The sequence below is a fragment of the Sphingomonas telluris genome, assembly GCF_022568775.1.
Taxonomy (GTDB): domain Bacteria; phylum Pseudomonadota; class Alphaproteobacteria; order Sphingomonadales; family Sphingomonadaceae; genus Sphingomicrobium; species Sphingomicrobium telluris.
Window position 1 is genome coordinate 1164077 of sequence record NZ_JAKZHW010000001.1, and the last position, 16684, is coordinate 1180760.

Sequence of the window (16684 nt, forward strand, 5' to 3'; positions counted from 1 at the left end):
TGCCATGGGGCCCGCATGCCAAGACAAAATGCGCGAGCGGGCGGCTGCTTCTTCATGATCGCAATCCTGGGCGGAGCCCTTTGGGGCGTCGCTGCGGGCAATCCGATGAAAGGCCTCCTGATCGGTACGGCCGCGGGCGCCGCGATCGCTCTCGCCGTGTGGCTGGTCGACCGCGTTCGGCGCTAGCCGATCCGCCGGCCCGCCCAGATGACGCGGCCGATGCAATTGAGATCGTCGATGTCGCAATCGGGCCAGTCCGGATAGGCGGGATTGTCCGACTGCACCGTGACCCGGCGGCCCGCCGGATGCAGCGCCAGGCGCTTCACGACCAGCGCATCGTCGGCGCGAAGCACGTAGATGCCGTCGCGCAGAGGCCCTTCGCAATCACCGAGGTCCACAAGGATATCGTCGCCCGCGTTGAGCGTCGGCGCCATCGAATCCCCTTCGACGCGAATGATCGAAAGCCGTCCGGGCGGTGAAGCGGTCAGCCCCTTGAGCCAGCTCTCGTCGAAGGCGAAATAGGGCTTTCCTGCTTCATCGTAGGGAATTGCTCCGGGACCGGCGGAAGCGCGGACCGGGCTGCGCTTCACCGGCACCAGTCCGGCAACGGGCTCTTCGTCCGCCGGACCGCCCAGGAGAGATTCGGAAATCGAAAAATAACGGGCGAGCTTCCGACGCTCCGCCTCGCCAAGCCGTCTGGGCACACCGCGCCTCACGAATTGCTGGATGTAGGCCGGATTGCGCCCGAGCATTCGCGAAAGGCCGGCAAAGTCCTCCCCGCGCTCGGCACATAAACGTTCCAGCACCGCACGTGGGTCGTTCAACATGGTTTCCTCATAATTATAGGTAAGTGCCTAGACAAGTAGGAATTGCGTTGGGATTGAATGGGCAGCCGAGTCGCATTCCGGGCCAATGAGGATTACCAAGTGAATTTACTGCGTGAAGTCGAGAAGTTCCTGAATCGGAGTCAAACCGCGCCAACCCGCTTCGGCCGCGACGCGGTTGGCGACCCCCGCTTCGTCTTCGATCTACGGAGGGGCCGAGAGCCCCGGCCGACGACCGTAAAGCGAGTCCGCACCTTCATGGAGACCGTTCAGTGAACCGCTTGCCCATGTCCAAAGCCGGCGCCGCCTTGCTGCGCGCCCTCCTCGCCCGAGCGCTCGTTGGTAGTGATAGGATTCTGCTTACTGAGTATCGTTCAACGGATTGGCAGTCGCTAACATTTGTGGGCGAACGGCATAAGTTGCGCTTCCGGATTCCGGGACCCGGTGCGCAAGAGATTTACGACCGCCTGACCGGCGACCTGACGGACACCGAATTCGCCATTCCAAGGCAGATCGTCGCGGACGTGATTGTGCACGGAGCGCCGACCCATGAGGCCGAGGGCGCCGTCAGCTTCGAAATCGAGGCTTTGACGATCGAGGAGTGAGCTAGCGCAAGGACTGCCGGAGCGCCGACAAGGCTTCGCGCAGCTCATGCGTGGCATCGGGAACGACCCGCGGTCCCGATTTCAGATGGCGTTCGATACGGGCGTGCAGTTCTCCGGCAGTCGGTGATTTGGCGGGGTCGAAGAGCTGCACGACGCGGGATTCCGGGTCGAGCGCCTTAAGGACGTCATCCAGGACCAATTCTTCCGAGATCGAGGTAGGCGCGACTTCATCTAGGAGGAGTTCCTCCTCCTCAGCTGCCGCTCGATCCTGCGGCCCAGACAGTGCCAGCACCAGCTCGTCGATATTATCCGCTTCTTCGGGTTCGAATTCCGCGATCTCGAACTCGGGCAAGGCATAGCGACGCGACGATGCGCCGAGGCGGCGCAGCACCAGCAGCGCAACGCCGAACAGGGCCGCGCCGACTGCCATGGACTCCATACCGAAAGGCGGCAGTGCGAGCGCCCTCGACGCTGCGAAGGCGACCGCGCTCCCGAATATGGCCGCCGGCGCGAACTCGAACGCCAGCGAAGAGAATATGTCTTCGCCGTCCCCACTCATGAAAACGGCAATAGGCGAAATTCCTTTCCAGCCGGTTAGGCAGGCGCCTCGCTTGTCTGCCGCGCGTCGCTTTCAGCGGGTGCCTGCTCGACGAGCTGGATCAAAGCTTCTGTGAAGGCGGGAACATCGTCCGGATTCCGGCTGGTGACGATATTGCCGTCAGTAACTGCCGGCCGATCGACAACGTTCGCACCGGCGTTCTTGAGGTCCGTCCGGATCGACGGCCAGCTTGTGGCGGTGCGGCCGCGCACGAGGTCCGCTTCGACGAGCAGCCACGGCCCATGGCAGATCGCCGCGATGGGCTTTCCAGCATCAGCGAACGAGCGGATGAGGTCGATGGCCGCCGCGTTCATGCGAAGGTGATCGGGGTTCCGGACCCCACCGGGCAGGATCAGCGCGTCGAAATCCTCGGCCCGAGCCTGATCGATCGTGAGATCCGGCCGGATCGTCTTGCCGGGATCGTCGTGAACGGTTGCCTGGATCGGCTTCATATCAGGCGAGGCGAGCGTCACCTTCGCGCCGCGTCCGAGCAGGATCTCGCGCGGGCCGAACAGCTCCGACTCCTCGAAGCCGTCGCTGGCTACGATCAGGATTTTGGCACTGGAAATATCGGTCATTGCGACGTCGCTCCTGGGCTGAGAGGAACCTGCCCGCTCCGCCGTGCGCTTAGTGCTGCCGATGAGCGACGAGAAGCCCGGCAGCGTCAGGCTGCGCCATAGCAGCGACAGCGAGCCCGGCTACGCGCGCCGACGGCAGGGCAATTACTGGCAGTATTTCGACGAGGACGGGAAGCGCGTCACCGAGCGCGATACGATCGACCGCCTGAACTCGCTCGCCCTTCCCCCCGCCTATACGGACGCATGGTTCTGCAAGGACGAGAATGGCCATCTGCAGGCGACAGGCGTGGATGCACGCGGCCGCAAGCAATACCGCTATCACCAGGACTTCCGGGCCAGGCGCGACAAGAAGAAATATGTCGGGACGCTGGAGTTCGGCGCGACGCTTCCGAAGCTGCGCCGGAAAGTCGCCGCGGACCTGAAGAAGCCCGCGGTCAGCCGCGACGCCGTTCTGGCGGCCGTCGTTCGCCTTCTCGACACGGAATATCTGCGGATCGGGAACGAGCAATATGCCCGCGAGAACAAGAGCTTCGGCGCGACAACTCTGAGAACGCGGCACGTTCGGCGCAAGGGCAACAAGCTGCTGATGCGTTTCACGGGAAAGCACGGGATCGTCCATGAAGTCCCGATCAGCGACCGCAACCTGAAGCGCATCGTCGCCAAGTGCCAGGACCTGCCCGGGCAGCACCTCTTCCAATACATGAACGAAGGCGGCGAGCCATGCGCGGTCACGTCGGCCGATGTGAACGAGTATATCCGGGAAGCGACCGGCGGCGACTTCACCGCGAAGAACTTCCGGACCTGGGGCGCAAGCGTCATCGCCTTCGACCAAATGCTGAGCGCGGCGGAGGGGGAGAAAGCGAAGATTAGCCTCAAGACCGTCTTGGAGCCGGTCGCGGAAGCCTTGGGCAACACGCCTGCGATCAGCCGCAAGTCCTACGTGCATCCAAAGTTGATCGAGGTCGCGCGCGAGCGTCCTCGCGATCCGCTCAACGGTATGGAAAGACCGCGCGGACGCAAATGGCTTTCGTCCGAGGAGGTCGGCCTGCTCGACTTTCTTGGCGGCAAGAAGCGCCGGGCCAAAAAGGCCGAAGCCGTCGAGAAAACTGCCGCGGCCGCAATTCGTGCAGCGGAGACCGCCGGACCGGCCAAGGTCCGGCAAGCGGCAGAGAGCGCGCCCGCCAGCGCTTGATCCGCCGTCCCGGCACCGTCACAAGCCTTGCCGATGAACGGCTTGAACCCCATCCGCCCCACGCAGAGCGTGCTCTCCTGGCTCATCGCGAACCGCGAAGGCGTGCTGGTTGGAGCGCTCGTCGCCGCCGCGATCGTCGCGCTGATGCTTGTCGCCCGGTGGATTGGGCACCGGATGGTCGCCGGCGAAACGGCGGGCCAGCATCTCGGATGGCGCTCGGTTCTCGGTCGCGTGCTGGCCAAGACGACCATCTTCTTCATGGTCATGGCCGCGCTCGACATCGTTGCGACCTATGCGCAGCCGCCGGCCCGTTTCCAGCACCTCGTCGACATCGGCTTCATCATCGCCTTCGCCCTTCAGGGCGCGATCTGGCTGCGCGAGCTGATCCTGGCGCTCATCGCCCGCCGCGTCGGTGACGGGACGACGGAGTCCGCGCTGGGGAATGCCACCGCGATCATCCGCGTGCTCGTCAGCATCACGCTCTTTGCTCTCGCGATCGTCGTCATCCTCGACAACCTGGGCGTCAACGTCACCGCGCTGGTCGCCGGCCTGGGCATCGGCGGCATCGCCATCGGCCTGGCCGCGCAAGGGATTTTCGCGGACCTCTTTGCCGCCCTGTCGATCCTGTTCGACAAGCCATTCCGCAAGGGCGACGTCGTCCGCTACGGAACGACCACCGGCACGGTCGAGCGGATCGGCCTGAAGACCACACGGCTGCGCGGAAACGGTGGCGAGCAAGTCATCATGGCCAACACCAAGCTGCTGGAGCAGGAGTTGCACAACGTCACCGACGCGCGGATGCGGCGCTCTTGGCTGACGTTCGGGCTGGTCTATCAAACCTCCCCCGATACGATCGCGCGCCTGCCCGAGATCGTGACCGAAGCGGTCGAGAGCGTGAAGAACTGCAAGCTGGTGCGCTGCTGCGCCACCGGCTTCGGGGCGAGCTCGGTCGACTGCGAGCTCGTCTACGACGACCGCACGCGCGACCTCGATACGATCGCCAGGCATAAGTCCGAAATCGTCGTCGGCGTGAAGCGCGCCTTCGAACGAGAAGGCATCGCCTTCGCCTACCCAACGCAGACCAGCTTCACCGCGGCGCCCGACGGCACTTTCGTGATGCCCTATATGCGAACGGATCAGAGCGAAGCGAAGCCGCAAGCGTAGTCCCTTCTTCCGGCCGCCCACAGGGGGCCCGCTTGCTCGAAGACCCGTCGCCCCTCTACAGCCGTGCCCATGCCAGTGGCTGCCATCGAAGAAATCCGCGGTCGTGTCGCCCAGGAGATCGGCGTGTCCGACTGGTTGCTGATCGACCAGCCGCGCATCGACCAGTTCGCCGACGCGACCGAGGACCGGCAGTTCATCCACGTCGACCCTGCAGGCGCCGCGCAAACCCCGTTCGGCGGGACCATCGCCCACGGCTTCCTGTCGCTTTCAATGCTGTCGCGAATGGCGGCCGAGGCGATGCTTATTCCGGACAGCGCGAAGTTGGCCCTCAATTACGGCCTGGACCGCGTCCGTTTCATCTCGCCAGTCCGTAGCGGCAAGCGCATCCGTGGCCGCTTCCGGCTTGACTCCGTCGAGGAGAAAGCGCCCGGACAATTGCTGTTTCGCCACACCGTGACCGTCGAGATCGAAGGCGAGGAAAAGCCCGCTCTGACGGCCGAGTGGCTCGGCCTGATTTTCGTTTGAGGAGAGAAGAATGTCCGTCCGCGATGCCGTGATCGTTTCGACCGCGCGAACCCCGATCGGCAGAGCCTATCGCGGAGCGTTCAACGCCACGCCCTCGCCCACTTTGGCAGCTCATCCGATGCGCGCCGCCATCGAGCGCGCGAAGCTCGATCCCGGCGAGGTGGACGACGTGATCATGGGTGCAGCGCTTCAGCAGGGCGTCCAGACGACGATCGGCCGTACCGCCGCGCTTCGCGCCGGCCTTCCAGTGACGGTTGCCGGCATGTCGCTCGACCGCCAGTGCGCATCAGGCCTCATGGCGATCGCGACGGCAGCGAAGCAGGTCATCGTCGATCGCATGGACGTCGTCGTGGCCGGGGGCGTGGAAAGCATCAGTCTGGTCCAGACGCCTGAGATGCGGCTCGGGCCGGACATGGAGCTGCTTTCCATGCACAACGCCGTCTACATGCCGATGATCGACACCGCGGAGGTGGTAGGCGCGCGCTATTCGATCAGCCGCGAGCGCTGCGACGAATATGCCCTCCGCTCGCAACAGCGCACCGCCGCGGCGCAGGCCGAGGGCCGCTTCGCGGATGAGATCATCCCTGTGACGGCGCGCATGCAGGTCAAGAACAAGGAGACGGGCGAGGTCTCTACCCACGAAGTCACTTTGGACAAGGACGAGGGCAATCGTCCCGAGACGACGCTCGAAGGCCTTGCCAAGCTCGAGCCGGTGCGTGGACCGGAAAAAATCATTACCGCTGGCAACGCCAGCCAGCTCTCGGACGGCGCGTCCGTCGTCGTCGTGATGGATTCCAGCCTCGCCGAAAAGCGAGGGCTTGAGCCGCTGGGCCGCTACATCGGCATGGCCGTCGCCGGCACCGAACCGGACGAAATGGGCATCGGCCCGGTTTTCGCAGTGCCCAGGCTGCTCAATCGCTTCGGCCTCAAGACCGATGACATCGACCTGTGGGAGCTCAACGAGGCGTTCGCGGTCCAGGTGCTTTACTGCCAGGACAAGCTCGGCATCCCCGACGAAAAGCTCAACGTGAACGGCGGCGCGATTTCGATCGGCCACCCGTACGGCATGTCCGGCGCGCGCCTGACCGGCCACGCGCTGCTCGAGGGCAGGCGCCGCGGAGCCAAATATGTCGTCGTCACCATGTGCGTCGGCGGCGGCATGGGCGCGGCGGGGCTGTTCGAGGTCCTTTAGCTCTTCCGGGCACGATCGAAGCACAGATTGGCTAGTGGCTGGCACTTAGGAACATGCCCTGAGTTGAGATCCGTATTATCTCTATAGTACGGTTGTTTGCTCGGTGAGAATGTTCAGTGCCGCGTTAGCCGTTTCATTATTGGTTGCGTCGGGCCCGGCACTGGCCGGCGGTGCGCTGCGGCTCGTCGACGTGACGGGGCAGTTCGATCAGTTCGCAATGAGCACGGCGGAGATGCCTGATGCACAGCGCCTCGCGGCGTTCGAAGCGCAGGTCGGACCCATGGCGGACGGCTTCTACGCTCGCGATCGCCGGCCTGGTCATTACGACCTGCGCGTCCTCGCCAACCTTCGCACCTATCCCGAGCGACGCGAGGCGGTGCTCGCGGTGAGCCGCAGGTTCCTCAGCTGTTCAACGACGCCCGGCGCAGCTTCGAAGCAAAGTTTGGTCCAGTCGCTTCCGACCAGCCCGTCTTCCTCGTCGACAGCCTGGGGGAGCTTGATGGCGGGACACGCGAGCTCAACGGCAAGCAGACTCTGTTGTTCGGAGCCGACGTCATTGCCGAGATACATTCCGGCAAGGACATGACGGCCTTCTTCCATCACGAGCTCTTCCACCTCTATCATGAGCCGAAGGTGACCAAGTGCGTCGCGATCTGGTGCGCACTCTGGGAAGAAGGCCTGGCGACCTACGTCGCCAGCAGGCTCGATCCCAACGCGGACGATGACGCGCTCAGCCTGTCGGCGCCTGAGCCGATCCGGCCAGCCGTGGAGGCCAATCGTGCCGCTGCGATTTGCGCCGTTGCCCGAAGGCTGGAGTCCACGACCAACGAACACTTCGCCGACCTTTTCCTGGCGGACTCGCACCTCGGCAACTTCCCCGCACGGATGGGCTACTACATCGGCTATCTGGTCGCAGCGGACATCGGCCGGACGCACAGCCTTCATCAGATGGCGGAGCTGAGCCTGGTTCAGGCTCGCCCGCTGATTGACGCCGCCTTGGCCCGGATGGCAACCTGCCGCCCGACCCGGATCGTGGAGGCACATGAGCGCAGTCGATCTCGTCGCACTGGCGGCTAGCGTCAGCCTGTTGGCCGGCTGGAGACTTTATCTGGTCGTCTTCGCCACCGGCATTGCGATGAAGTTCGGCTGGATCGCCTTGCCCGACCAGCTCCGCGCGCTCGATATCCTCGCCAACAACTGGATCGTCGGCATTGCGGGCGTCGGCGCGTTCGCGGAGTTCTTCGCCGACAAGGTCGCGTGGGTCGACAGCGCGTGGGACGCTATTCACTCGGTCATCCGCCCCTTGGGAGGCGCGCTGCTGAGCGCAGCGATCGTCGATTCCGCCGATCCGACGTGGCAGGTCGCCAGCTTCCTTCTCGGCGGGGGAGCGGCATTCGTCGCCCATGCAGGCAAAGCCGGAGCGCGGATCCTCGTCAACGCGAGCCCCGAGCCATTTTCGAACGTGGTGGTCTCCACCGCTGAGGACGTAGCGACAGGTGGATTGTTCGCGCTGGCCATCGCCTACCCAGTCGCGGCGGCGATCATCGCGGCCTTGCTCGTCGCCGTGTCGATCTGGCTCGTCATCGCAGCCCGGCGCGCGTTGAAGCGGCTGCTTGAACCCAAACGACGGCAAGCGGGTTGAGCATCCAACAGGAGGTTTGAAATGCCCGTTTCGGAACAGCCGCTGGCCGAGCGCATCGCACGAGTCCTTGCCGGCGCCGCGCACAGCAGCAATGCGGAAGGAAGCGATCCATCGGCCGGCGAGAAGGTCGACATGGTCTGGCGCGAACACCTGAATCAGGCAGTGGCCGTGCTCCACACGATGCGCGAGCCCGACGCCCAGATGGCCGCGGCGGGAGATGCGGACACGTGGAGGCGAATGGTTGAGGTCGCGATTGAGGAGACGGACGTAACCGCGTGAGTGCACGGGCACGCGAAAAGCCGCGTACCCAGGCTGATCATCCCAACTGGACGCTCGTAACTTGCGTCCTCGCGTCGAGCCTCTCGTTCGTCGAGGGCTCGGTGCTCAGCGTCGCATTGCCCGCCATACGCGCAAGCTTCGGCGCGGGCGCAGCCGAGGTCCAGTGGGTGGTGAACGCCTACCTCCTGCCGCTGTCGGCGCTGCTGCTGCTCGGCGGAGCGCTGGGCGACCATTACGGACGCCGGCTGTTGCTGATTATCGGCACGAGCATCTTCGCGGTTACGTCCCTGCTCTGCGCCCTCGCCCCCTCCCTCCCGGTTTTGCTGGCGGCTCGAGCAGGGCAGGGCATCGGCGCGGCGCTCTTGCTGCCGAACAGCCTCGCTTTGCTGAATTCCGCCTTCGAAGGCGAGAAGCGCGGACGAGCTGTCGGCATATGGGCCGCCTGCGGGGCTGCCGCGGCCGCGATCGCCCCGCTCATCGGTGGATGGCTGGTCGGCTCCGTAGGATGGCCCGCCATCTTCTACATCAACCTGCCCCTCGCCCTGGGCGCGATCCTGTTGGCCCTTCGCTTCGTGACGGAGAGCAGCGAGGCAGGCGCGGGGCGAACGGACTATGCGGGTGCATTGCTCGTGACCGCTGGCCTGGGCGGCGTCACCTATGCGCTGACGCTCTGGTCTGCGTCGACGCGGTTCTCGGTCGCGGCGATCGCGACGCTGGTCGCCGGCGCGGTACTGCTGGCGGCATTCCTTCTGGTCGAGTTGCGGAGAAAACAGCGCGCGATGATGCCGCTGACCCTGTTCGAGGACCGCTGCTTTTCCGGGCTCAACCTGATGACTTTCCTGCTTTACGGAGCCTTCGGGGCAGCGATGCTCCTCATCCCGTACGTGCTGATCACGAGCGGCGGCTATTCCCCCGTGCAGGCGGGCCTGGCCATGCTGCCCTTGCCCGTCCTCATGACTAGCCTGTCGCCGAGGATGGGCGGTATCGCAATGCGCATGGGACCGCGGATACCGCTAACCGTCGGGCCGATGATCGTCGCGCTGGGAATGGTCCTGTCGCGCCTGATGACGCCGAACTCGGCTTATTGGACCAGCGCATTTCCGACCGTCCTCGTGATGGCGGTAGGCATGACCATTGCGGTCGCGCCGCTGACCTCATCCGTTCTCGGCGCTGTCGAGGAGCAGCATGTCGCCATGGCGTCCGGCTTCAACAGCGCGGTCGCCCGGCTTGGCGGATTGATCGCAACGGCGCTGCTTGGGTCGGTCCTTGGACAGGAAGGCGAGGCCCTGTTTAGCGGATTCCACGGCGCGATGTTCGTATCGGCAGCTGCGGCGGCGGCCGCGGGAATCGTCGCGCTGACGATGCTCGGCGCTGTGAAGATGCGCAAAGCCTAGACGAACGAAGGGCCGCCCAGTCGCCCGGACGGCCCTTCCATTGTCCTGCCTGAAGCGGCCTGACGTTAAGCGGAAACCTCCGCGGAGGCTGCGCTCACCAAAACCGCATTCGGCATATGACAATGAGACATCAGACCACCTCCTTTCGCTAGTTGTAAACTGAAACGGAGATGGGAAACGGCAGCAATTTTTCAAGCCATCTCAAAGGTTTGTTCGAAGAGCTTCGGCAGCGGACACTGCTGATTCGATCTGGTATATGCGTCGACCGTCCGACACTTCTGAACGCGGGGGTCACGATGGAACGGATTGCGCGCCCGGTGGGCCTGCTTCTTGCTGCGGGTGCTCTGATGAGCGTCAGCCCGCCGTCCCAGCCAACCTATTCCGCCGAGCTGCTCGCGATGCTGAGCCCGAGCGCCATGCAGTCCGGCCTGTGCGGCGGCGGTGGCGGCGATGGTGCCAAGTCGATGCGCGCGGCCCTGATGGTCAGCGCTGCGATCCTCCAGGCGGCCGGCACGCCGGAAGCGACGACCTCGCCGCTCTACGACGGGCTCGGCAAGGTCCATTTCCCGATCACGACGTCGAACCCGCTGGCGCAGCGCTATTTCGATCAGGGGCTGAGCTTCGCCTACGGCTTCAATCACGCCGCGGCGATCGCATCCTTCCGCGAGGCGCAACGGCTCGATCCGAATTGCGCGCTTTGCTTCTGGGGTGAGGCGCTTGCGCACGGCCCGAACATCAACGTGCCGATGGACCCGGCGGCGAATGCCCGCACCGTCGGCCTAGCCCGCTACGCCAACTGGCTTGCCCGCAAGGGCAGTCCGGAAGAGCAGGCGCTGACCGCGGCTATGCTGAAGCGCTATTCGCCGGACGCGAGCGCCGATCGTGCCGCGCTCGACGCCGCGTTCGCCGATGCCATGCTCGGGGTCGCGAAGGCCTATCCGAACAACGACGACATCCTGCTGCTTGCGGCGGAATCGGCAATGGATACGCGGCCGTGGGATTACTGGACCGCGGACAAGAAGCCGCAGCCGAGATTGGGAGAGGCCGTCGACCTCGTGCGCACGGTCTATGCCCGCAATCCGGACCACCCGCAGGCCTCACACCTGTGGATCCACCTGATGGAGAACGGGCCCGACCCGAAGGTTGCGGAAGCGGCAGCCGACAAACTCGCGACGCCGCTTTCGCCGACCGCCGGTCACCTCGTGCATATGCCGGCGCACATTTATTACCGGGTTGGCCGCTGGAAGGATTCGATCCGCGTGAACGTCGACGCGGCGAAGGCCGACGAGGCGTGGATCAAGCAGAGCGGTGACAAGGCGTTCGTCCGCTACGGATATTATCCGCACAACGTGCACTTCATCGTGACCTCGGCGCAGATGGCGGGCGACATGCCGCTGGCGATCCGCGAGGCGACAAAGCTGTCGAAGCTGCTCGATCCGACGGTCAGCTCCCAGATTGGGTGGATTCAGGCCGTGAACGCCGCGCCCTATTTCGCGGCGGCGCAGTTCGCGACGCCGGCGCAGATCCTGGCGATGGTGGCTCCGGACAAACGGCTCCCCTACCCCATGGCGATGCGCCATTACGCGCGGGCAATCGCCTATGCGAACCTGCACAACCGCGCCGGCTTCGACCGCGAGGTCGCTGCATTCGGCAAGATGAAGCAGTCCGGCGACTTCAAGCTGATGGTCGACCAAGGCGTACCGGTGCCGGACCTCCTCCAGCTGGCGGAAACCGTCGCCAAGGCGCGCTGGGCCTATGCCAACGGCAAGAATGCGGAGGCGATCGACCTCTACCGCGAGGCGATGACCACCGAGGGCAAGATCTCCTACATGGAACCGCCCTGGTGGTACTTCCCGGTCGGTCAATCGCTTGGCGCCGCGCTGTACAAGGCCGGCAAGTACGACGAGGCGCGCGAAGCGTTCACGACTGCGCTGGCACAATATCCGAACAACGGCTGGGCGCTTTACGGCCTGGCCGCGACCGAGAAGGCGTCAGGACGCCAGCTTCAGGCTGCAGCGGCGAACGAAGCACTCAAAAAGGCCTGGGCGGGCAACCCCGCCTGGCTGAGGATGGACAGGCTCTAGCCCGCCTCAGTTGTTCGCGGCGATCCAGTCCTCGACGACCGGGGCGATCTTCTCGCGCCACTTGCGGCCATTGAAGATGCCGTAGTGACCGACGTCCGGAGCGAGGAAGTATTGCTTCTTCTTGCCCTGAAGCGCGGTCGCGATGTCGAGCGCCGCCTTGGTCTGGCCAATGCCGGAAATGTCGTCGCGCTCGCCTTCGATGGCGAGAAGCGCGGTGTCCTTGATCGCGCCCGGATCGACCTTCTTACCCCGGTGCATCAGCTTGCCCTTGGGCAGCGAATGCTTCTGGAACACCTCCTCCACCGTCTGGAGGTAGAATTCCGAGGCCATGTCGCAGACGGAGCGATACTCGTCGTAGAACTTCTGCGTCGACGTCGCGCTCTCCTCATCGCCCTCCACGAGATGCTTGAACATCTCCCAGTGGCTGATGAGGTGATCGCCGAGATTCATCGCCATGAAACCTGCAAGCTGCAGGAACCCTGGATAAACCTTCCGTCCTCCGCCCGGATAGTAGAGCGGCACCGTCGCGATCGCGTTGCGCGAGAACCAGCCCAGCGGCCGCTCCGTCGCCAACGTGTTCACCGCCGTCGGCGCTTTGCGCGTGTCGATGGGTCCGCCCATCATGGTCAGGCTCTTGGGACGCCACTTGTTGTTGGAGGCGTTCATGAGCGCCGTCGCGGCGTATGCTGGGACAGCCGGCTGGCAGACCGCAAGCATGTGAGCGCGCTTGCCGGTCTCTTCGCCGATCGTTTCCAGGAACTCGATCAGATAGTCGATGTAGTCGTCGAGATCGAAGGTGCCGTCACTGAGCGGCACCATCTTCGCGTCGCGCCAATCGGTGATGTAAACATCGTGCTTCGGCAGCATCCGCTCGACCGTGCCGCGCAGGAGCGTCGCATAGTGCCCCGACATCGGCGCCACGATCAGGAGGGGCGGATCGCTCTCGCCACCACCCTTGCGCACGAAGCGCTTCAGCTGACCGAACGGCTCCCGGCGAACGATTTCCTCGTGAACCGCAACCTTTTTGCCTCGAACGACCGTCTGATGGAGCCCGAAATCCGGCTTGCCTCGCGGCGCTGCAGCATGGGCGAAAACGTCGAGAGCGGCCGCCACCAGCGGGCTCCCCGTAGCATAAGCGAATGGATTTGCTGGATTATGCAGCCAACCCGCACCCATGCCCGCCAATTTGCTCGCGCCCGCAAGGAACGAGCGCTGAACTTCATAGGCGTCATAGAGCATTCAAATGGGACCCTTCCACCACCGGACACCAACCGATGTGGACCCCATTTGCTCCCTCCGCAAGCGCTGGTTGCTGCAGTGCAACTTCCGCAGTGCGGAATTGAGACGAGGCTGCCACGCTGCTAGTCGGAGGCATGGCCATAGCCCCTACTCGCCCCCCGGGCCGATCCGTGAAGAACCTGCGCATGGTATGGGGCTTCACCACCAAATACCGCGGCCACATTGCCGGGGCCGCGCTCGCGCTGCTGGTGGCGGCTGCCGCGACTTCGGGCGTTCCTTACGCGTTCAAGCTGATCATCGACAAAGGTTTCGCGACCGGCGCCGGCACCACGCGCGACATCGCCAGGTGGTTCGAATATCTGTTGCTGCTCGTCGGCGTCATGGCCGTGGCCACGGCCTTCCGCTTCTATTTCGTCAGCTGGCTCGGCGAGCGGACCGTTGCGGACATTCGCCTGGCGGTCCACCGCAACCTGCTCCGCCTGTCGCCCGGCTTCTTCGAGGAGAACCGCCCGGCCGAGATCACCTCTCGCATTACCGTCGACACGACGATCATCGAGCAGGTCGTGGGGACGACCGTCTCTGTGGCGTTGCGCAACATCGTCCTGGCAATCGTCTGCATCATCATCCTGTTCGTTCTGTCACCGAAGCTGGCGGGCATGATGCTTCTCGGCATTCCCTTCATCATAGGTCCCATCACGCTTCTCGGGCGCCGCGTGCGGGCGATCTCCACCAAAAGTCAGGACCGCATTGCCGACGTCGGCGCAGTCACGAGCGAAGTGCTTGGCGCGATGAAGATCGTCCAGGCGTTCGGCCAGGAAGGGCGCGAGACCGGGCGCTTCAGCGAGGCGGTCGAGAAGGTCTTTTCCACCGCCAAGCGCCGGATCCTCATTCGTGCGCTGATGACCGCGATGGCGATCTTCCTGCTCTTCGGCGCGATCACGATGATCATCTGGCAGGGCGCCATCGACGTGTCAGCCGGCAATATGACAGGCGGCACGATTGCGGCGTTCGTGCTTTACGGCGGGCTGCTCGCGGGTGCGTTCGGAGCGCTGTCGGAGGTCTACGGCGATTTCCTGCGGGCAGCTGGAGCGTCGGAGCGGCTGACCGAGTTGCTCGAGGCCGAGCCGGACATCAAGCCGCCCGCACAACCGGTGCAGCTGCCAGTCCCAGCGCGCGGCGAGCTCACCTTCGAGGACGTGACCTTCCATTACCCGACGCGTCAGGACGTCTCCGCGCTCGAGGGCTTCAGCCTGACCGTCAAGTCTCGGGAGCGGCTCGCGCTTGTAGGCCCGTCGGGTGCGGGCAAGACGACCATCTTCCAGATGGCCGAGCGGTTCTACGATCCGCAGCAGGGCCGGGTCCTGCTCGACGGTGTCGACCTCAGGGACGCCGATCCTGCCGACATCCGTCAGCGCATCGCACTGGTTCCGCAGGAGACGATCATCTTCGCCGCGTCGGCGCGGGATAATCTGCGCTACGGCAACTGGAACGCGACGGAGGACGAGATCTGGCAGGCCGCGAAGGATGCGCATGCGGAGGAGTTCCTGCGTGCGCTTCCGGAAGGCCTGGACACATATCTTGGTGAAAGCGGCGCTCGGCTTTCTGGCGGACAGCGGCAGCGCATCGCTATCGCCCGCGCGCTCCTGCGCAACGCTCCGCTGCTGCTCCTCGACGAGGCGACGTCAGCGCTGGACGCGGAGAGCGAGCGCCTGGTTCAGGACGCGCTGGATCGCCTCATGGCCGACCGCACAACGATCGTCATCGCGCACCGCCTCGCGACCGTGCGCGCGGCGGACCGCATCGTAGTGATGGACAAGGGCCGGATCGTCGAGGAAGGCACGCACGCGACGCTTACGCGTCACGGCGGCCTCTACTCACGCTTGGCCCGTCTTCAGTTCGAAGACCGCGCGGCTTAGCTTTCGCCGCCGCCACCCGCCGGCGGAGTGCTGCCGCCGGATTTTCCACGACCGCGCGTCGACGTGCCCCGACGCGATCCGCCCCGCGCCGAGGTCGAGCGCGAACGCGTGCTCGCCTTGCGAGTCGTCGTTCCGCTTGCTGCCTTGCGTGTGGTGCTGCCGGTTGCCGCCTTGCGCGTGCCGGTCGATGCACGCGAGCTGGTCGTACCCGCCGACTTGGCGCGGCTCGTGCTCGCCTTCTTCGCGCCAGAGGTCGAGCGCTTCGCAGTCGTGCGCCGCGCGCCCGTCGAGCGCTTCGTGCTGCCTGCGGAAGATGCTGCCTGCGCAGTGCCGCTGTCGTCGGTCCACTTGCCGGACAAGACGCGCTGCGCCGCATCGGCGACCGCCTCGGCAATCAGCGATCCAAGCTTGGACGCGTTCGACACGACGGTGCTTGCGGCCGCCTGAGCGGAATCCGCTGCATCGAGTCCCGCATCGCGAATCTTGCGCCGCGCTGCCGGGCTGGCGCTGATCGCGGCTGCTGCAGCGGCCAGTCCCGCTGCGAGCATCTCGCGGCTCATTGCCGCCTTCGCAATCTTGTCGAAATTGATCTCGCCTTTCGAACCCCCAGTTTTGGTGGTGGATTTCGCCATCGCAAACCTCCCTTCGGTGCTTGTCCGCAAAGACACTTCAAAGCCGTAACGGTTCCGTTTCGGCAACGAACAGACTCGCTCGATCCCAATTTTCGGGTTGCGTACATACGTTAAAGGGGACCGCTGCCAAAGCAGCGATCCCCTCGAACATGGTCAGCGGCCGGAAGTGATGGCCGTCCGTTCAGCTCCTACGGCCGACGAACACCCCTTTCCGACCTCTCTGCTGAACCATGAGACATCGGATCACCTCCTTTCGCTGCGTTGAAGCTGAAGGAAGAATGATTCGAGCACGACCAAATCACAAGACTTGTATTGCGCTGCAAATCTGTAATTCTCGGAACTTCGCGTGCCTGTCAGGCAGTGCGGCAATCCTCGACAACATGATCGACTTCCGGCGACGTGGGCAGCACGAGCGCAGGCACTCCCGGCATGGAGATTGCGAAGCGTCCGCGGCTGAAAACGATTGCATCCAACAGCGAATCGGTCGCTCCAACCTGCGCGATCACGCGGCTCGACGGCTGCTCGAAACGCGACGTCAAAGTACGCGAACTGGAGCTCGTCCAGATTGAAATATTCGCAGCGGGCGCCGCACTGATTCGCGACAATGTGACGAGCCGCGTTGTCTTGCCGCAAGCGATCGACATGCGCGTCGCGCCGGAGCCGTCGGCGAACACCGCCTCGGAGCCACCGGTAACTGCGCGATAGCTCCACGATCCCGACGATACGGCGGAATAGCTGAAATCCGTCTGGGCTTGTGCAGGAGCGATTGCAGCGGCGCACGCGAACGCGGCGAGCGCGAACCTCTTCAATTTCATTCCAA

Annotated in this window: 19 protein-coding genes; 12 read left to right on the top strand and 7 right to left on the bottom strand. The window is 64.5% G+C overall.

The genetic code is table 11. The features are described 5' to 3' along the window. The first annotated feature begins 15 nt into the window (after window positions 1-15). Window positions 16-186, top strand: a complete 171-nt coding sequence (locus LZ016_RS05860; RefSeq protein ID WP_241446436.1) for a hypothetical protein — start codon at window positions 16-18, stop codon at window positions 184-186. On the opposite strand, the gene LZ016_RS05865 is transcribed toward LZ016_RS05860, so the two are convergent. Continuing rightward, window positions 183-827 carry a S24 family peptidase gene (locus LZ016_RS05865; protein WP_241446437.1) on the bottom strand — a complete coding sequence of 215 codons (645 nt, stop codon included), beginning with the start codon at window positions 825-827 and terminating at the stop codon, window positions 183-185. The two genes, LZ016_RS05860 and LZ016_RS05865, sit on opposite strands and share 4 nt — an antisense overlap. A gap of 416 nt (window positions 828-1243) precedes the next feature. Here LZ016_RS05865 and LZ016_RS05875 point away from each other — a divergent pair, with 416 nt between their 5' ends. Beyond that, entirely contained in the window at window positions 1244-1429 is a 186-nt protein-coding gene (locus LZ016_RS05875; protein ID WP_241446440.1) for a hypothetical protein, read from the top strand. Window position 1430: 1 nt separating this feature from the next. Here the strand turns inward: LZ016_RS05875 and LZ016_RS05880 are convergent, their stop codons facing one another. Together LZ016_RS05880 and LZ016_RS05885 are read right to left on the bottom strand one after the other, a co-directional pair. Continuing rightward, window positions 1431-1988: a hypothetical protein gene (locus LZ016_RS05880; RefSeq protein WP_241446442.1), complete on the bottom strand. Its 558-nt coding sequence runs from the start codon at window positions 1986-1988 to the stop codon at window positions 1431-1433. Window positions 1989-2023: 35 nt separating this feature from the next. Further along, on the bottom strand, window positions 2024-2605 hold the full coding sequence (locus LZ016_RS05885) for a type 1 glutamine amidotransferase domain-containing protein (protein ID WP_241446444.1): 582 nt from the start codon (window positions 2603-2605) through the stop codon (window positions 2024-2026). A gap of 61 nt (window positions 2606-2666) precedes the next feature. Here LZ016_RS05885 and LZ016_RS05890 point away from each other — a divergent pair, with 61 nt between their 5' ends. From LZ016_RS05890 to LZ016_RS05905, 4 genes are all read left to right on the top strand, one after another. Then, window positions 2667-3797, top strand: coding sequence for a DNA topoisomerase IB (locus tag LZ016_RS05890; RefSeq protein ID WP_241446446.1), 1131 nt, complete (start codon window positions 2667-2669; stop codon window positions 3795-3797). 33 nt (window positions 3798-3830) lie between these two features. Continuing rightward, on the top strand, window positions 3831-4961 hold the full coding sequence (locus LZ016_RS05895) for a mechanosensitive ion channel family protein (protein WP_241446447.1): 1131 nt from the start codon (window positions 3831-3833) through the stop codon (window positions 4959-4961). Window positions 4962-5030: 69 nt separating this feature from the next. After that, on the top strand, window positions 5031-5486 hold the full coding sequence (locus tag LZ016_RS05900) for a MaoC family dehydratase (protein ID WP_241446449.1): 456 nt from the start codon (window positions 5031-5033) through the stop codon (window positions 5484-5486). Window positions 5487-5496: 10 nt separating this feature from the next. Continuing rightward, complete coding sequence (locus LZ016_RS05905) at window positions 5497-6678, top strand: acetyl-CoA C-acyltransferase (RefSeq protein WP_241446452.1); 1182 nt, start codon at window positions 5497-5499, stop codon at window positions 6676-6678. Window positions 6679-6814: 136 nt separating this feature from the next. Here LZ016_RS05905 and LZ016_RS05910 read toward each other — a convergent pair whose 3' ends face one another. After that, the gene (locus LZ016_RS05910) at window positions 6815-7000 is read right to left on the bottom strand and encodes a hypothetical protein (protein WP_241446455.1); all 186 of its coding nucleotides are present in this window, start codon (window positions 6998-7000) and stop codon (window positions 6815-6817) included. A 215-nt stretch (window positions 7001-7215) separates the two neighbouring features. Between LZ016_RS05910 and LZ016_RS05915 the strand changes: the two genes are divergently transcribed. The 5 genes from LZ016_RS05915 to LZ016_RS05935 all read left to right on the top strand — a co-directional run bounded on the left by LZ016_RS05915 (window position 7216) and on the right by LZ016_RS05935 (window position 12077). After that, a complete protein-coding gene (locus LZ016_RS05915) occupies window positions 7216-7755 on the top strand; it encodes a hypothetical protein (RefSeq protein WP_241446456.1) in 540 nt (179 codons plus the stop codon). Then, window positions 7721-8320, top strand: a complete 600-nt coding sequence (locus LZ016_RS05920; RefSeq protein WP_241446457.1) for a DUF4126 domain-containing protein — start codon at window positions 7721-7723, stop codon at window positions 8318-8320. Before LZ016_RS05915 ends, LZ016_RS05920 begins: the two co-directional genes overlap by 35 nt. A gap of 21 nt (window positions 8321-8341) precedes the next feature. Continuing rightward, complete coding sequence (locus LZ016_RS05925) at window positions 8342-8599, top strand: hypothetical protein (RefSeq protein ID WP_241446458.1); 258 nt, start codon at window positions 8342-8344, stop codon at window positions 8597-8599. Beyond that, the gene (locus tag LZ016_RS05930; protein WP_241446459.1) at window positions 8596-9993 is read left to right on the top strand and encodes an MFS transporter; all 1398 of its coding nucleotides are present in this window, start codon (window positions 8596-8598) and stop codon (window positions 9991-9993) included. The genes LZ016_RS05925 and LZ016_RS05930 overlap by 4 nt, the downstream gene beginning before the upstream one ends. Window positions 9994-10289: 296 nt before the next feature. Beyond that, window positions 10290-12077: a tetratricopeptide repeat protein gene (locus LZ016_RS05935; protein WP_241446460.1), complete on the top strand. Its 1788-nt coding sequence runs from the start codon at window positions 10290-10292 to the stop codon at window positions 12075-12077. Window positions 12078-12083: 6 nt separating this feature from the next. Here LZ016_RS05935 and LZ016_RS05940 read toward each other — a convergent pair whose 3' ends face one another. Next, a complete protein-coding gene (locus LZ016_RS05940; protein WP_241446461.1) occupies window positions 12084-13316 on the bottom strand; it encodes a polyhydroxyalkanoate depolymerase in 1233 nt (410 codons plus the stop codon). A 134-nt stretch (window positions 13317-13450) separates the two neighbouring features. Here LZ016_RS05940 and LZ016_RS05945 point away from each other — a divergent pair, with 134 nt between their 5' ends. Then, window positions 13451-15232: an ABC transporter transmembrane domain-containing protein gene (locus LZ016_RS05945; protein WP_241446463.1), complete on the top strand. Its 1782-nt coding sequence runs from the start codon at window positions 13451-13453 to the stop codon at window positions 15230-15232. Here the strand turns inward: LZ016_RS05945 and LZ016_RS05950 are convergent. Together LZ016_RS05950 and LZ016_RS05955 are read right to left on the bottom strand one after the other, a co-directional pair. Further along, window positions 15229-15864 carry a hypothetical protein gene (locus LZ016_RS05950; protein WP_241446465.1) on the bottom strand — a complete coding sequence of 212 codons (636 nt, stop codon included), beginning with the start codon at window positions 15862-15864 and terminating at the stop codon, window positions 15229-15231. The genes LZ016_RS05945 and LZ016_RS05950 overlap by 4 nt on opposite strands. A 353-nt stretch (window positions 15865-16217) precedes the next feature. Further along, the gene (locus tag LZ016_RS05955; RefSeq protein ID WP_241446467.1) at window positions 16218-16679 is read right to left on the bottom strand and encodes a hypothetical protein; all 462 of its coding nucleotides are present in this window, start codon (window positions 16677-16679) and stop codon (window positions 16218-16220) included. Window positions 16680-16684: the final 5 nt, after the last annotated feature.

What these genes read in the sequence shown, in the direction of transcription:
- LZ016_RS05860 (WP_241446436.1), top strand. Translation starts at nt 16, where the DNA reads ATGCCAAGACAAAATGCGCGAGCGGGCGGCTGCTTCTTCATGATCGCA.
- LZ016_RS05865 (WP_241446437.1), bottom strand. Translation starts at nt 827, where the DNA reads ATGTTGAACGACCCACGTGCGGTGCTGGAACGTTTATGTGCCGAGCGC.
- LZ016_RS05880 (WP_241446442.1), bottom strand. Translation starts at nt 1,988, where the DNA reads ATGAGTGGGGACGGCGAAGACATATTCTCTTCGCTGGCGTTCGAGTTC.
- LZ016_RS05885 (WP_241446444.1), bottom strand. Translation starts at nt 2,605, where the DNA reads ATGACCGATATTTCCAGTGCCAAAATCCTGATCGTAGCCAGCGACGGC.
- LZ016_RS05890 (WP_241446446.1), top strand. Translation starts at nt 2,667, where the DNA reads ATGAGCGACGAGAAGCCCGGCAGCGTCAGGCTGCGCCATAGCAGCGAC.
- LZ016_RS05895 (WP_241446447.1), top strand. Translation starts at nt 3,831, where the DNA reads ATGAACGGCTTGAACCCCATCCGCCCCACGCAGAGCGTGCTCTCCTGG.
- LZ016_RS05900 (WP_241446449.1), top strand. Translation starts at nt 5,031, where the DNA reads ATGCCAGTGGCTGCCATCGAAGAAATCCGCGGTCGTGTCGCCCAGGAG.
- LZ016_RS05905 (WP_241446452.1), top strand. Translation starts at nt 5,497, where the DNA reads ATGTCCGTCCGCGATGCCGTGATCGTTTCGACCGCGCGAACCCCGATC.
- LZ016_RS05910 (WP_241446455.1), bottom strand. Translation starts at nt 7,000, where the DNA reads ATGACCAGGCCGGCGATCGCGAGCGTAGAAGCCGTCCGCCATGGGTCC.
- LZ016_RS05920 (WP_241446457.1), top strand. Translation starts at nt 7,721, where the DNA reads ATGAGCGCAGTCGATCTCGTCGCACTGGCGGCTAGCGTCAGCCTGTTG.
- LZ016_RS05925 (WP_241446458.1), top strand. Translation starts at nt 8,342, where the DNA reads ATGCCCGTTTCGGAACAGCCGCTGGCCGAGCGCATCGCACGAGTCCTT.
- LZ016_RS05935 (WP_241446460.1), top strand. Translation starts at nt 10,290, where the DNA reads ATGGAACGGATTGCGCGCCCGGTGGGCCTGCTTCTTGCTGCGGGTGCT.
- LZ016_RS05940 (WP_241446461.1), bottom strand. Translation starts at nt 13,316, where the DNA reads ATGCTCTATGACGCCTATGAAGTTCAGCGCTCGTTCCTTGCGGGCGCG.
- LZ016_RS05945 (WP_241446463.1), top strand. Translation starts at nt 13,451, where the DNA reads ATGGCCATAGCCCCTACTCGCCCCCCGGGCCGATCCGTGAAGAACCTG.
- LZ016_RS05950 (WP_241446465.1), bottom strand. Translation starts at nt 15,864, where the DNA reads ATGGCGAAATCCACCACCAAAACTGGGGGTTCGAAAGGCGAGATCAAT.
- LZ016_RS05955 (WP_241446467.1), bottom strand. Translation starts at nt 16,679, where the DNA reads ATGAAATTGAAGAGGTTCGCGCTCGCCGCGTTCGCGTGCGCCGCTGCA.